This window comes from Moorella glycerini, from assembly GCF_009735625.1.
GTDB lineage: Bacteria > Bacillota > DSM-521 > Neomoorellales > Neomoorellaceae > Neomoorella > Neomoorella glycerini.
Genome location: NZ_CP046244.1, coordinates 1,943,501 through 1,957,908, shown reverse-complemented (window position 1 = coordinate 1,957,908; position 14,408 = coordinate 1,943,501). Strand labels below are relative to the sequence as shown.

The 14,408-nt window shown below is 52.2% G+C and carries 13 protein-coding genes; 2 read left to right on the top strand and 11 right to left on the bottom strand.

What is annotated here, in order from left to right:
- Positions 1-39: 39 nt before the first annotated feature.
- From MGLY_RS09565 to MGLY_RS09525, 9 genes are all read right to left on the bottom strand, one after another.
- Positions 40-1,083 (bottom strand): substrate-binding domain-containing protein, encoded by a 1,044-nt coding sequence (locus MGLY_RS09565; protein ID WP_156273341.1) that lies wholly within the window; start codon positions 1,081-1,083, stop codon positions 40-42.
- 269 nt (positions 1,084-1,352) lie between these two features.
- A complete protein-coding gene (locus tag MGLY_RS09560; RefSeq protein WP_156273339.1) occupies positions 1,353-2,375 on the bottom strand; it encodes an ABC transporter permease in 1,023 nt (340 codons plus the stop codon).
- A 16-nt stretch (positions 2,376-2,391) separates the two neighbouring features.
- Positions 2,392-3,906, bottom strand: a complete 1,515-nt coding sequence (locus tag MGLY_RS09555) for a sugar ABC transporter ATP-binding protein (RefSeq protein ID WP_211661849.1) — start codon at positions 3,904-3,906, stop codon at positions 2,392-2,394.
- Between the two features lie 27 nt (positions 3,907-3,933).
- Positions 3,934-5,019, bottom strand: coding sequence for a uroporphyrinogen decarboxylase family protein (locus MGLY_RS09550; RefSeq protein ID WP_156273337.1), 1,086 nt, complete (start codon positions 5,017-5,019; stop codon positions 3,934-3,936).
- Positions 5,020-5,074: 55 nt separating this feature from the next.
- Complete coding sequence (gene pfkB, locus MGLY_RS09545; RefSeq protein WP_156273335.1) at positions 5,075-6,013, bottom strand: 1-phosphofructokinase; 939 nt, start codon at positions 6,011-6,013, stop codon at positions 5,075-5,077.
- Positions 6,014-6,019: 6 nt separating this feature from the next.
- Entirely contained in the window at positions 6,020-7,093 is a 1,074-nt protein-coding gene (locus tag MGLY_RS09540; RefSeq protein WP_156273333.1) for a bifunctional phosphoglucose/phosphomannose isomerase, read from the bottom strand.
- 74 nt (positions 7,094-7,167) lie between these two features.
- Complete coding sequence (locus tag MGLY_RS09535) at positions 7,168-8,031, bottom strand: class II fructose-bisphosphate aldolase (protein ID WP_156273331.1); 864 nt, start codon at positions 8,029-8,031, stop codon at positions 7,168-7,170.
- A complete protein-coding gene (locus tag MGLY_RS09530) occupies positions 8,019-9,011 on the bottom strand; it encodes an ROK family protein (protein WP_156273329.1) in 993 nt (330 codons plus the stop codon). Before MGLY_RS09530 ends, MGLY_RS09535 begins: the two co-directional genes overlap by 13 nt.
- Before the next feature lie 48 nt (positions 9,012-9,059).
- Positions 9,060-9,824: a DeoR/GlpR family DNA-binding transcription regulator gene (locus MGLY_RS09525; protein ID WP_156273327.1), complete on the bottom strand. Its 765-nt coding sequence runs from the start codon at positions 9,822-9,824 to the stop codon at positions 9,060-9,062.
- Positions 9,825-10,023: 199 nt separating this feature from the next.
- Between MGLY_RS09525 and MGLY_RS09520 the strand changes: the two genes are divergently transcribed.
- Both MGLY_RS09520 and MGLY_RS09515 read left to right on the top strand, forming a co-directional pair.
- The gene (locus tag MGLY_RS09520; protein WP_156273325.1) at positions 10,024-10,287 is read left to right on the top strand and encodes a ribbon-helix-helix protein, CopG family; all 264 of its coding nucleotides are present in this window, start codon (positions 10,024-10,026) and stop codon (positions 10,285-10,287) included.
- A complete protein-coding gene (locus tag MGLY_RS09515) occupies positions 10,280-10,699 on the top strand; it encodes a putative toxin-antitoxin system toxin component, PIN family (protein ID WP_156273323.1) in 420 nt (139 codons plus the stop codon). The genes MGLY_RS09520 and MGLY_RS09515 overlap by 8 nt, the downstream gene beginning before the upstream one ends.
- A gap of 170 nt (positions 10,700-10,869) precedes the next feature.
- On the opposite strand, the gene ppdK is transcribed toward MGLY_RS09515, so the two are convergent.
- Positions 10,870-13,542, bottom strand: a complete 2,673-nt coding sequence (gene ppdK, locus MGLY_RS09510; protein WP_156273321.1) for a pyruvate, phosphate dikinase — start codon at positions 13,540-13,542, stop codon at positions 10,870-10,872.
- Complete coding sequence (locus MGLY_RS09505) at positions 13,532-14,326, bottom strand: pyruvate, water dikinase regulatory protein (protein WP_277997928.1); 795 nt, start codon at positions 14,324-14,326, stop codon at positions 13,532-13,534. The genes ppdK and MGLY_RS09505 overlap by 11 nt, the downstream gene beginning before the upstream one ends.
- Between the last annotated feature and the right edge of the window lie 82 nt (positions 14,327-14,408).

The window sequence follows — 14,408 nt, the reverse complement described above, 5'->3', positions numbered from 1 at the left end:
TGTTGCCCCGCGAAATGCCTAAACGAAATGCCTAAAAATTTACTTCCTCTTAAAAGCCCTGGCCTGATCTTTTGTAATAACCATAACACCAGTATCAACAGCATTGGGAAGGATATTAAGCTTGTTTTGGAACCAATTGTCCAGGTATTTCGACCGGTGATTATAGTTGTAAAGTAGTTTCACGCCAAGGTAGGTCATCATATAGGTACGTTGAACAATAGTACTGTCTATAGTGCCATCCTCAATACCATTGAGAATAGGATCAGTAATATCAAAGGTAACCGCTTTGACCTGGCCTACTTTATTAGCCTGGCGCAGTGCAGCGGCTACACCAGCGCCGACAGCATTGATAGAAGCAACAGCCTTAATATCCGGATTGGCCTGCAACATCGCCACTACCGCTGTCGCCGTAGCACTATCGTCATTCTTGTCATCAACAATACTTGCGACTTTGACATTGGGATATTTCTGTAAAAGCACATCCTTGATACCGCGAATACGTTCTTCCAGGTTAAACTGACCCGGAACAGTAGCCAGGCCTATGTTGCCGTTACCATTCACTACCTGGGCTAGTCTTTCGCCCATTACCCGTCCGGCTTGATAGTTATCCGTACCAAGATACGTCATACGTTTACTGGCAGGTGCGTCTGTATCTACCGTCACTACAGGTATACCGGCCTCGACCGCCTTATTAATAGCTGGCGTCAGGGCATCTGGCTGCAGGGCAGCTACTATAATACCAGCAGGTTTTTTAGCAATAATTTGCTCCAGAGTGGTAACCTGAGCCGCAGTATTAAAATCTGAAGGGCCGGTGTATGTCCATTTGACGCCCAACTCTGCAGCCGCGTCGCGTCCTCCGTCCTGAGCGTCCAGCCAGTAGGGGTGCCCGGCAACGTTTGAAACCATTACATATTCTTCATTTGAGGTGGCTTTGGGAGTTTCACTTTGATTTCCTGTTTGTGATTGAGTGGTATTCGCCTGGTTACCCTGATTACTTGGTGCACTTTTTGACTGGCAACCTGCCAATACTACGAACACCAGAATGAAAATACTTGCCAGCGTAAATGCTTTTATTTTTTTCATGAGAATCTCCCTCCCAGAAAAGAATTTTCAACGAACCTGACCAGGTTTGTAATTAGAACTTGCAACGATTTGCTATTTGAGGTAATCTGTTACTGGACCATTTTCTCCCCAGACAAAGTAGTCTTTTTATTGCATCCTTTGGGGGAAGATGGTCGTTTCTTTGCCGCTCTTATTTGGTTTTTGCTTGAGTTCTGCTATTCTCACCCTCCTTCAGGTTTAACAGGAAATTTTTAAGCCATCACCTCCCATTATTTTTTGTTTATGCTTCCTCAGGCTGTACGTTTTTTCTTGCTTAACATATCAAAGGCAACCGCCGCAATCAGGATTAACCCACTTACGATCCCTTGCCAATAAATCGATACATTTAATAAAACCAGGGCATTGTTGATTAAAGCCATTAATAGGACACCTAGAAGCGAACCAATCACTGTCCCTTCGCCACCAGACAGGCTGCATCCACCTATCACACATGCTGAAATTACTCGCATTTCCGTTCCTACACCTGCCATCGGAAAAGCTGCACTAAGCCGTGATGTTGCAATTACACCTGCAAATGCCGCGGTTAAACCTGATACAATATAAGTGGCAATTATTACTCTATCAACAGATATCCCTGAAAGGGCCGCAGCGCCAGGGTTACTGCCAACATAATATACCAGGCGAAGCAAGCGGGTCCGGCGTAATAAGAAATCGCCTGCCAAAACTAGAACCGCCATAATTACTACAGCAACTGGTATACCGCCAATAAAACCTTGTCCCAGGAATAAAAACTCCTTTGGCAAATTTGATAAGGGGTAACCACCGGAAACGACCAGGGTAGCGCTGGAAATAATACTCATCATACCAAGGGTAGTAATCAGAGCATTAACGCGAAGTTTTGTAATTACCAAGCCGCTAATGGTACCTATCAAGGCACCTGCAATTAAAGTAACCAGGATAGCAGGGAATATAGCCATACCCTTGTTTAATAATAAAGCCACTATAACACCGCCAAAGGCAAGTACGGAGCCAACCGAAAGATCAAACCCACCACCAATAAGCACTATGGTCATGGCAATTGCAATGATTGCATCAGTTGCGAACCCAATAGCGACAGCAGTTATATTGGAACGGGTAAGAAAAGTAGGACTCAACAAGTACATAATAATAGCCACGCAGATTACTACAAACAAGATACGAATTTCACGGGCACCGGTAAAAGCTCTGAACCTCCCTCTAGAATTACCCACCTTTATTTCTTCATTAACAGATTTGTTTTTTGCCTCAACGTCTTTTATAGTGACTTCACCCATAATTATTTCAATCCCCCTAATTCGCTATTTTTACAGACCCTTGCCCCGCAGCATAGGTCATTATCAGCTCTTCAGTAGCCTTGTCTGCCAGGACCTCACCAGCCAAGCGGCCTTCATGCATAACTAAAATTCTATCGCTCAAACCCAAGATTTCTGGTAATTCCGAGGAAATCATCAGTACAGCTACTCCCTGCTTAGCTAAGGAGCGAAGTATCCCGTAAATCTCAGCCTTAGCTCCTACATCTACACCTCTGGTAGGTTCATCAACAATTAATACTTTAGGATTAAGTGCCAGCCACTTGGCCAGGGCAACCTTTTGTTGATTACCACCGCTTAAATTTAATACCTTTTGCATAATAGTCGGGGTACGTATGCGAAGTCTGCTAATCATCTCTATTGCCGCTGCATTTTCGCGTTGCATATCCATCAGGCCCCACCTTGACAACCGGCGTAGCTGAGTCACTGAGATATTGTCACGCAAAGACATCGAGGTAAATAACCCTTTCTCACGCCGGTCTTCGCTAACATAAGCTATACCCAGACGCATTGCTTCCCGAGGCGATCGCGGCCAGATTTTTTTGCCCTCTAGCCAGAGTTCGCCAGACAAGGCTGGTTGATAGCCAAACAAAGCCAGAGCCACATCGGTACGTCCTGAACCTATTAACCCGGCAAACCCTAAAATTTCACCCCGCCGTAAAGATAAGCTGATATCATAAAATTTCCCTGGTAAACTTAAGTTACTAACAGATAATATTGCTTCTCCAGGCTGGTTCAAACGCTGGCCGTAAAAATCATTTAACTGACGCCCAACCATCATGTTAATAATTTGCTGTGGACTGGCACTGGGTGTCTTAATAGTACCTACCTTTTGCCCATCGCGTAAGACTGTAATCCTGTCGGAAACCTTGAATATTTCTTCCAGTCGATGGGAAATATAAATAATACCCAATCCCCGGTTTCTTAACTCATCAATGATATTAAACAACAAATTAACTTCATTTTGAGTTAAAGCTGAAGTCGGTTCATCTAAGATTAAGATTTCCGCCTTTAATGAAAGCGCCTTGGCAATCTCTACAATCTGGCGCTGGCCAACGCTTAACTCCTGAATTTTAGTCTCAGGGTGGATGCGAACATTAAAAAGCTGCAATAATTTACGGGTTTCATACCACATAGCATTCTTATCAATAAAAGTTAGGTGACCTTTTACGGGCTGTCTACCTGCAAAAATATTTTCAGCAACACTTAAACTAGGAAATAAATTTGTTTCCTGATGGACAATGGCAATACCCAAGTTTTGAGCCACGACAGGGCTATCAATTGTAACGGTTTGACCCTTAAATTCAATTTTCCCTTCGTCCGGTATATATGCACCGGCAAGTATCTTAATCAAAGTGCTTTTTCCGGCTCCGTTTTCTCCTACAAGTGCATGGATTTCTCCTTTTTGTAAGTCGAAATCAACCCGATTTAATGCTTGAACTCCTGGAAAGCTTTTAGAGATCGATCTCATTTGTAAAAGATATTGGCCACTCATTTTTCCTGTCTCCCTTTAAAAACAAAGTTACCCAATTTGTAAACGAAATTCTTTAACTGCAGAAATTAATGCTGCAACGTTTTCAAGGGGTACATCAGTCATTACTTCTTGAGAAGGTGCCACAATGTAACCTTTCTTACTACCTAAAATTTGCACACAACGTCTAGTAGCATCCCGTACCTTTTCTGGGGAACCATAAGGCAATACTTGCTGAGTATCAATCCCACCAAAGAAGATTAACCTATCGGCATATTTTTCTGCTAGTTCTTCAATTGACATAGCCAAGGGCTGAACCGGATGGATAACTGATAAACCTATCTCTATAAGATCGGGTAAAATAGAACTGATATCGCCGCAAGAATGTTGAAATACTGGTAATCCTGCTTCCTGGTATACTGCATATATTTTAGCCAGCCGTGGTTTAAACAGCTTACGCCATGTTTCCGGTTTCATCATTAACCCCTTTTGCAATCCATAATCATCTCCAATACGAACCCCATCAACTCCCGCTGCCACAAATCTTTTTGCACATGCAACCTGATAATCGGTAATCCGGTCTAACAACTCTTGAACAAAATCAGGGTTAACATAAATATCCATCATAAAGTTTTCATAACCTCTTAAAGCCCAAGCGCGCTCAAATAAAGAGATATGCTGAAAGCCTAAAATAAAATATTCCTGCCCGTATTCATGTACCACCCGTTCAACTTCATCCATTAGATGGGGGACCTGGGGATCGGGAAATTGATAATCTTTATAGGCTGCTATATCTGCCAGGGGATGAACGGCAACCCATACCCCTTCCGATTCTGTATCCCAGCCAACTCCCCACTGGTCAAAAATTACGTGATGTTCGTCATCAACTCTGGCTAAATTATGCTTCAAAGCATAATCTAAAACTCGCTGGTTATGCATATATTCTTCGGCACTCGATAGGGAATAGGCATAAATAAGATGATTGTCCGCATATTTATGCAAGGCATCCTCTGATTCCGATATTCCTAAATAAGTGCATATTCGCTTAACATCGGAAGGAGTAAAGTCAATCTGGCTGGGTAAGAAATCAATAGATTCACGTTTAATAGTCCGAATGACACGCTCTTTATGCGTCATAAATCATAGCCTCCTAAGAATTCAACTGCCTAAAACTTATACTTAATTGCCATTTTCATTTTATCATGGTATAAAATAATTCTACTTGTGCTATAAGCTTTTCTACTACTTCAACATTGCATTGGCCTGTTCCCAAACTTGCGGCGTTGGCAGCGGCAGCAGCGGTAGCCAGCCTGGCTGCGTCCGGCACATCCTCACCCCGCGCCAGGGCGACGGCGAAACCGGCTACAAAGGCATCTCCACAACCGACGGTGTTTATGACCTGGACCTCCGGGGGAGTTACTCTGAAAAAGTTGTTTCCTGTAGCGAATAGTGCTCCCTCCTCGCCCAGGGAAAGGACAGCTATCTCAACCCCCGCGTTGAGTAGCCTGCACAGAAAATCCCACCGGGCCGTTTCATCATTCAGGGGTTTGCCGGTCAGGGCCTCGGCTTCCTGTAGATTGGGTTTCACCATGAAGGGCCTGGCTTTCAGACCTTCTAGCAGGGCTGTACCACTGGTATCGAGAATAACTTTTGTTCCTTCCTGATGAGCCATTTCAATCAACTGGGCGTAATAATCAGAAGGTAAACCCTGGGCTAGGCTTCCCGACATAGTGACCACCCGGCTGTGGCGGGCAAGTACCCTTACCTTCTCCCTCAGCTTCTCCCCTTCTTCGACGCTGACTTCCGGCCCGGGTTCCAGCAGTTCGGTCTGGGTTTTGCCTGCCGGGTCCAGGATATTCAGGCAGATACGCGTCTCGCCAGCTATTGGGACAAAATCTCCCTTAATCCTTTCAGCCACCAGGTTATCTGCAAAAAACCTGCCATTATGGCCGCCTAAGAAACCCGTAGCCACCACTTCTTCGCCCAGGGCCTTTACAACCCGAGCAACATTCAGCCCCTTGCCGCCGGCCTGGGCCATGACGCGCTGGACGCGGAAGACACCATTGATGCCAAAATTTTCCACTATATATGTCTTATCAATGGCGGTATTAACGGTAACCGTGGTAATCATACGGCATTATTCCCCTGCTGCCATTTTCCGTTTGAAAAGGTCGATGACCTCCACCGGTGTCGGGTCTACTCCCCGGGCCAGGGCCAGATACAGGGTGATAAAGTCACCCAGGTAAACCAGGGAGAAAAGACGTGCCAGGCGAGAATGCCCCCGGGAGCTGACTTCCCTTACCCCGGCAGCCCGGCGCCTCAAAATCTCCTGGGAGGTGGCCATGCGACGCCTGATTTTCTCGCTGTCCTCAGCATCACGTAAGAAGGTAAAGTAAAAGTGCTTTAAGTAGGCGCTGGGGGCGTCCCAGCCGACGACCTCGTCATGGTGCAGGCTCGGTATAGCATTGAACATGGCGATTAATTTACTGTTCTCCCCCATCTGGTTTTTCCAGCGCCAGGCTATGGCGTCGGTAAAGGGCAGGGAGCCGTAAATGACCGGGATGTATCCATCCATCTCCATGGCCATGGTTTTGGCCAGGTTATCCTTAGCCGGAACCTCGGGGCCGTAATGGCCGGCCAGGTCTTTAAGCAGGGCGATGGTTTCTTTTACCTCCGCCGTTTTATCCGGCACCAGGCCCAGGCGCTGGAGCAGGCCCAGCAGGGGCAGGAAAATGTATCCCAGGGCGATGCGGGGCATCATGCCGCCGGGAACAAGGAGTACAGGGTGTCCTTTCTCCCTGGCCAGGGCCTGCAGTTGTCCCCCGGCAGTGATAACGGCAATCTGCGCACCTCCGTCTATGGCCTGGGTGTAGGCGCTTAAAATTTCTTCGGTATTGCCCGAATGGCTGATTACAACCGCCAGGGTGTTGGCATCAACCCAGGCCGGGATGGTATAGCCCTGGTTCAGGACCATGGGTACCCGCAGTTCGTCAAAGAGATAGGATTGTAAAAGGCTGACGCTGGCTGCGGAACCGCCGCCGGTGGCCAGGACGATTATTTTTCGTATTTCCCCGGCCGGTAAATTTTGCGGCCATTTCTGCGCCAGTTCCCAGCCTTCAGCAAACTGGCGGGAGTAGTCTACGGTATCCCGCAGGGCTCCGGCGCTGTCCAGTTGTTGTAAGGCCATCAGGTCGTCAAGGTCGATGTACATTGCGGCAATCCTCTCCTTATATGAAAAGTGAGAAGTTGGGGGCGAAGTTCAGCATTACTACCAGCATTATGCCTTCAGCCAGGCGGGACCCGGCCGGCGGCGCCGCAGAGGCGCATTTTTCCCAGGGCTACGTCTTTTACCGCCCGGCGCGCCGGGGCGAAGTAATGGCGCGGGTCCGTCTCTTCCGGGCGGGCGGCCAGGGTTGCCCTCAAACTGGCGGCCAGGGCGAGCTTCAACTCGGTGGCGATATTAACTTTGCATATGCCCAGGGCAATGCAGCGGGCGACGGCCGCGTCGGGCAGCCCGGAAGCGCCGTGGAGGACCAGGGGCAGGCTCACCCGGGCGGCTATCGCTTTAAGGCGGTCGAAGTCAAGGCGCGGCTCGCCGCGGTAGACGCCGTGGGCGGTGCCGATGGCCACGGCCAGGGAGTCGATCCCGGTGGCCCCGGTAAATAGTACCGCCTCTTCCGGATCGGTGTAATTGGCCATAGCTTCGTCAACGTCCAGATCGTCCTCCCGGCCGCCCAGGCGGCCCAGTTCGGCTTCCACGGCCGCACCTTTCGCATGGGCCATGACGATCACCTGGCGGGTGCTGGCGATATTTTCCTCCAGGGGTAGGGTTGAACCGTCGAACATGACGGAGGTGAAACCCGCCTCCAGGCAGGCGCCGATGAGGTCGATATCGGAGGCGTGGTCCAGGTGAAGGGCTACGGGCACGCCGGCCCGCCTGGACGCCACCCTGGCCATGGCCACCAGGTAATCGGCGCCCACGTATTTAACCGTCCCCGGGGTCGCCTGGAGAATCACCGGCGCTGCGGCTTCGACGGCGGCTTCCACCACAGCCTGCAGGGTCTCCAGGTTGTGGATGTTAAAGGCACCGATTGCGTAACCACCCCGCCGGGCTTCTACCAGCATGTCGCGGGGATTTACCAGATCCATTTTGTCCTACCCTCTCCCAATATGAATTCCTGCCTGGCCAGGGCCGCTGCCCCGATGGCCCCCGCCCGCTCACCCAGTTCAGCGGCTACTATTGCAACTTCCCGGTTCAGGGGCATGGCGCGTTCCCGGACCACCCGCCGCACCGGCTCCAGCAGGAGTTCCCCGGCGCCCATGACCCCGCCCCCCAGGACGATCCGCTGGGGGTTGAGGATATTCGCCAGGCCGGCCAGGGCGATGCCCAGGTACAGGGCCGTCTTTTCCATAACCTGCCGCGCCAGGTTGTCGCCCTGGAGTGCCGCCTGGCAGACGGTAGCGGCGGTAATGCTGCCCGCATTGCCTCCCGCCAGGTCCAGCAGCAAACTCGAACCGCCCCGTTCCAGGGCTTCCCGTGCCTGGCTGGCGATGCCCCGGCCGGAGGCGTACATTTCCAGGCAGCCATAGTTACCGCAGTTGCAACGGGGCCCGTCTTTTTCCACCGTTACGTGGCCGATTTCGCCGGCGCTTTCGTCGCGTCCCTTAAACATTTTACCCTGGATAAAGATGCCAGAACCTATGCCCGTCCCCAGGGTCAGGCATATAACGTCTTCCCAACCCCGGCCGGCGCCCAGTAGTTTTTCCCCCCAGGCGGCCATGCGCACGTCGTTGTCGATAATCAGCGGGACGCTAATTTCCCGGCCCACCATTTCAGCTACAGGAATATCCCGCCAACCCGGTAAATTAGGCGAAAAAACCGACTTGCCCTCCCGGCTGTCCACCAGCCCCGGCACGCCCAGGCCAATGCCCCGTAATTGTTGTGCTGTTATACCATTTTGATCCATTATGAATTTAATTAAAGCAATGATTCGCTCGATAACTCCAGCCGGCCCACTGCCCGCTTCCGTCGGCCAGGTTGCCCAGCTCCTGGTCTGCCCTGCTGCATCCATTAAGATGGCTGCTATATTAGTGCCACCGAGGTCGATCCCGACAACGTACTGTGACATGCTTTTTCTCCCCCTCTACCGTTCCGCTCACTGGCAGGCTTTACTGGTTTAAACAACAATTACTTCAATGCCGCGCCTGGCCAGTTCTTCAATGAAATCCGGCGGGGCAGCTCTATCAGTAATAAGGGTAGTTACAGCTTCAATGGGGGCAAAGCGTGATAAAGTCACCCGGCCGATTTTGGAATGGTCGGCCAGGACTATTATTTCGTCGGCAGCTTTAATCATTAAGCTATTGGTATGAGCTTCGGTCATATTGGGCGTCGTCAAGCCGTGTTCGATGCTGATGCCGTTGACGCCCAGGAAAGCCTTCTGGACGTGAATCTCCCTTAATACCCGTTCCGTCAGGGAACCCACCATGGCATAGGACCTGGTCCGCATGTTGCCTCCCGTCAGCACCAGGTTGATACCTTCGCTCTGGGCCAGTTCCATGGCGATGTTGACGGTGTTGGTAACTACTGTTAAATTCTGGCGGTCTTTAAGCAACCAGGCCAGGGCCGTGACCGTGGTGCCGGCATTGAGAAGTATGGTGTCGCCGTCTTTAATCAGTTCCGCCGCTTTGCGGGCGATGGCCAGCTTTTCCGCGGGGAACTGGTTGAGCTTTTCATCGAAAGAAGGCTCTTCCTCACTGCCCCCGCCTACAGGTACCGCCCCTCCATGGGTACGGGTGAGGAGGCCCTCCTTCTCCAGGCTGCTGAGGTCGCGGCGAATGGTCATCGGCGATACGCCCAGTTCCCGGCTGAGCTCGCTGACGCTTAAGGGCATGCCTGAGTTAATTTTATCGATAATTATTTTACGGCGCTGGATGGAAATCATAAAGCCTCCATGATGTGCTGTTTTGTTTGATATCGTTCTTTTGTTATAACATATTCGCCAAACACTGAACATCTCCTGCTGGTTCGTAAAATTTTTTTAAATAAATTTGAGCTCAGGATAAAATGCCGATTGATTGACATTCTTTGGCCTACAAGTTAGTATTTAGTTGTAACCATTTTTGTTGCGGAGGGTATTAACCATGGGTGATGTGATCAAAAGAAGGATTTTAAACATTTCCCTGCCGGTTACTTTGTATGAGGATCTGGAGGCAATGGCAAGGGAAAAAGCCAAAACTAAAGCAGAATTCGCCCGCGAGGCCATAACCAGATATATAGAAAGCGAAAAACGCTGGCAATATATTAGAAAATGGGGACAGGCATCAGCCCGGCAGCTCCAACTTAAAGATGAAAACGATATTGAAGAAATAATCCACACGATGCGGAAGGAAGGCCGTAATGATTAAGGTGGTTTGCGATACTAACGTTTATATTTCGGCCTTCCTTTTTGGCGGCAAGCCGGAAGAAATTATAGCCATGGCTAGAAACAATGAGATTGAGTTATTGATTTCAGAAGACATCCTTGCTGAAGTGAGCGGGGTTCTTAAAAGGAAATTTGGGTGGACCGATGAGCAGATTAGCCTGACACTTGAAGAGCTCCGGACTATTACCAGGCTGGTTACCCCTGGAACCAGGCTGGAGGTTATTCAAGAAGATGAGGCAGATAATCGCTTTTTGGAGTGTGCTATGGCGGGCGAAGCCAAATATATAATTACCGGCGATAGCCGCCATCTACGGCCACTTAAAGAATTCAGGGGTATTTGTATACTGTCTCCTGCCGAATTTTTATTGGCACTACGTGAAACTACCAGTGATTGATGCCAGTTAATCTATGCTGCTTGTTGCCGGATACCCTGGCAACAAGCCCTAAGGAGCGGCTACATCGAAAAGCTCGGTCCCCGGAGGTAGTATATGATAATAAGATCAAGAAAGGCTGCTGACCGGTGCAAGTCAGCAGCCTGCAACTTTTACTCTGTTATCCTACCTTATTATTCTCCCTTTTGCTCCAGCTGGCCCTTCTTTTCCTTCAAAGCGGCCTGGGCGGCGGCCAGCCTGGCTACCGGCACCCGGAAGGGTGAGCAGCTGACGTAGTTGAGGCCGATCTGGTGGCAGAACTCCACCGAGCTGGGTTCGCCGCCGTGCTCGCCGCAGATGCCGACTTCCAGCTTGGGATTGGTGCTGCGGCCCAGTTCGACGGCCATCTTCATGAATTTGCCCACGCCGTCACGGTCGAGGACGATGAAGGGATCCTCTTTCAGGATCTTCTCTTCCACATACTGGTGCAGGAATTTGCCTTCGGCGTCGTCACGGCTGAAGCCAAAGGTGGTCTGGGTCAGGTCGTTGGTGCCGAAGGAGAAGAACTCGGCTTCCCTGGCAATTTCATCGGCCGTGGCGCAGGCCCGCGGCATTTCGATCATGGTGCCGACCCTGTACTCGAAGTCGACGCCCGTTTCCTTTTTCACCGCTGCGGCCACCTCATCCACCAGCTCGTGGAGGCGCTTTAACTCGTTGACATGGATGACCAGGGGGATCTCCACTTCCGGCAGGACCTTGATCCCTTCCTTTACCAGCTGGGCGACGGCCTGGAAGATGGCCCGGGCCTGCATGGCGTAGATCTCCGGGTAGGTGATCCCTAAGCGGCAGCCGCGGTGACCCAGCATGGGGTTAAACTCATGCCGCGCCCGCACCTCGCGCAGCAGGGCCTGCTTGGCTTCCAGCTCTTTGGGGTCGCCGTTTGTCGCCTGCAGGCGGGTGACATCCACCAGCAGTTCTTCAATATTGGGCAGGAACTCGTGCAGGGGCGGGTCGAGAAGCCGGATGGTCACCGGCAGGCCTTCCATGGCCTTCAAGATGCCGTAGAAGTCGCCCTGCTGCATGGGCAGGAGCCTGGCCAGGGCTGCTTCGCGTTCTTCTTTGGTCTTAGCCAGGATCATCTCCTGGACAACAGGCAGCCGGTCGACCTGCATGAACATGTGCTCGGTACGGGTGAGGCCGATGCCCTCGGCGCCGAATTCCCTTGCCCTGCGGGCGTCTTCCGGCGTGTCGGCATTGGCGCGGACTTTGAGCCGGCGGAAGGAGTCGGCCCACTCCAGGATGGTTTCAAATTCACCGGTCAGCTGCGGGTCAATCAAGGGGACTTCGCCCAGCATGACGTTGCCGGTGGAGCCGTCGATGGAGATGACGTCGCCTTCTTTGACCACCAGGTCGCCGATAAAGAAGCGCTTGTTTTCGACGTCAATTTTAATGGCGTCGCAGCCGGTGACGGCCGGTTTACCCATGCCCCGGGCCACCACGGCCGCATGGCTGGTCATGCCGCCCCGGGCCGTCAGCACACCCTGGGCCTGGACGATGCCATGGATGTCGTCCGGGGTAGTTTCAGTACGCACCAGGATGACCTTTTGCCCGTCGAGGCCCATTTTTTCGGCTTCATCGGCGTCAAAGACCACCTGGCCGGAGGCGGCGCCGGGAGAGGCCGGCAGGCCTTTGGCTACCACCTGCAGTTTGGCCTTTGGGTCGATGCGGCGGTGCATTAGCTGGCCCAGTTGATCGGCGTCGACGCGCAGGACGGCTTCTTCCCTGGTAATCAGGCCTTCGTTGACCATGTCGACGGCAATTTTAACGGCCGCAGCCGCCGTGCGCTTGCCGTTGCGGGTCTGGAGGATGAAGAGCTTGCCTTTCTCAATGGTAAACTCGATATCCTGCATATCGCGGTAGTGCTTCTCCAGGAGCTGGCAGATGTCTTCAAACTGGCGGTAGACTTCCGGCATCTCTTCCTTCAGGCTGCTGATTGGCTTGGGCGTGCGGATGCCGGCCACCACGTCCTCGCCCTGGGCGTTGATGAGGTACTCGCCGTAAACGCCCTTCTCGCCGGTGGACGGGTTGCGGGTAAAGGCCACGCCGGTACCGCTGGTGGGGCCCATGTTGCCGAAGACCATGGTCTGGATGTTGACGGCGGTACCCAGGTCATCGGGAATCTTATTGATCTTGCGGTAGACGATGGCCCGCGGGTTGTTCCAGGAGCCAAAGACGGCGCGGATGGCCATGTAAAGCTGTTCCTGGGGGTCCTGGGGGAAGTCGCGGCCGCTCTGGTTCTTGACGACATCCTTGTACTCGGCAATAACCTCGCGTAAAGCTTCCGGGGTCAACTCGTTGTCAAATTTGACACCCAGGCGTTCTTTATGTTTTTCCAGGACAGCTTCAAAATTGTTATGTTCGATTCCCAGGACGACATTGCCAAACATCTGGATGAAGCGGCGGTAGCAGTCCAGGGCAAAGCGCTCGTCGCCCGTCTGGGCGGCCAGGCCCTTTACCGACTCGTCGTTTAACCCCAGGTTCAGGATGGTATCCATCATTCCGGGCATGGATACGGGTGCCCCGGAACGGACGGAGACAAGCAGGGGATTCTGGGGGTCGCCGAGTTTTTTGCCGTTAATGGCCTCGAGATCCTTCAGGCGGGCGGCAACTTCTTCCTCCATGCCGGGCGGGAACTGCTGGCCCAGGCGGTTGTATTCATTGCAGGCCTCGCAGGTAATGGTAATCCCCTGGGGCACGGGCAGGCCGATGTTGGTCATTTCGGCGAGGTTTGCCCCTTTACCCCCGAGGAGGCGCCGCATATCGGCCCTACCCTCGCTAAACAGGTAGACATACTTTTTACTTGCCATAACCTTCCCTCCGATAATAGATTTGGAGTATTTTACCGGCCGTCTCTTCGACGGCCTTATTGGTAACGTCAATAACCGGGCAGCCCAGCTGCTCCATCACTTTACGGGCATAGGCCAGCTCCTCCTCAATACGGCTCCGGGTGGCGTAACCGGCCTGCCCGGGCAAACCCAGGGTTTTCAGGCGTTCCTGGCGAATCTGGTACAACTTTTCAGCATCTATGGTCAGCCCTATTATCTTTTCCGGCGGCAGGGAAAGCAATTCTTCCGGGAGGGGTACCTCCGGTACCAGGGCGAGATTGGCGGCCCGCAGGCGCTTGTGGGCCAGGTACATACACACCGGCGTCTTGGAAGTCCTGGATACGCCGATCAAGACCAGGTCGGCGTGACTGAGGCCGCGGGTATCCTTGCCGTTGTCATATTTAACGGCAAAATCAATGGCCTCCATCTTGCGGAAATAATCTTCGTCCAGGCGGCGGATGAGGCCCGGCTCCAGCCGCGGCTGCACCCCCGTCACCCGGGCAATGGCATCCATCAGGGGGCCCAACAGGTCTACGGCCGCCAGCCCCCGGCCTGCCGCCAGTTCCAGCAGCTGCTTTTTTAATTCCGGCAGGACCAGGGTAAAGGCAATAATGCCCTGTTCCTGGGCCGCTTCGTTAATGACCTCTTCCAGGTGCTCGGCATCGGTCACATAGGGTACCCGGCGGATGTCCAGCTCGCCGCCGTCAAACTGGCTGGCCGCCGCCCGGGCTACATATTCGGCCGTTTCCCCTAAGGAGTCGGAAATAACGTAGATAACGCCGATGGTAAACCCTCCTTTACTCGGAAGTCAGAGGCAGGAAGCCTGGTAGAAATGGACTCCTGGCGAT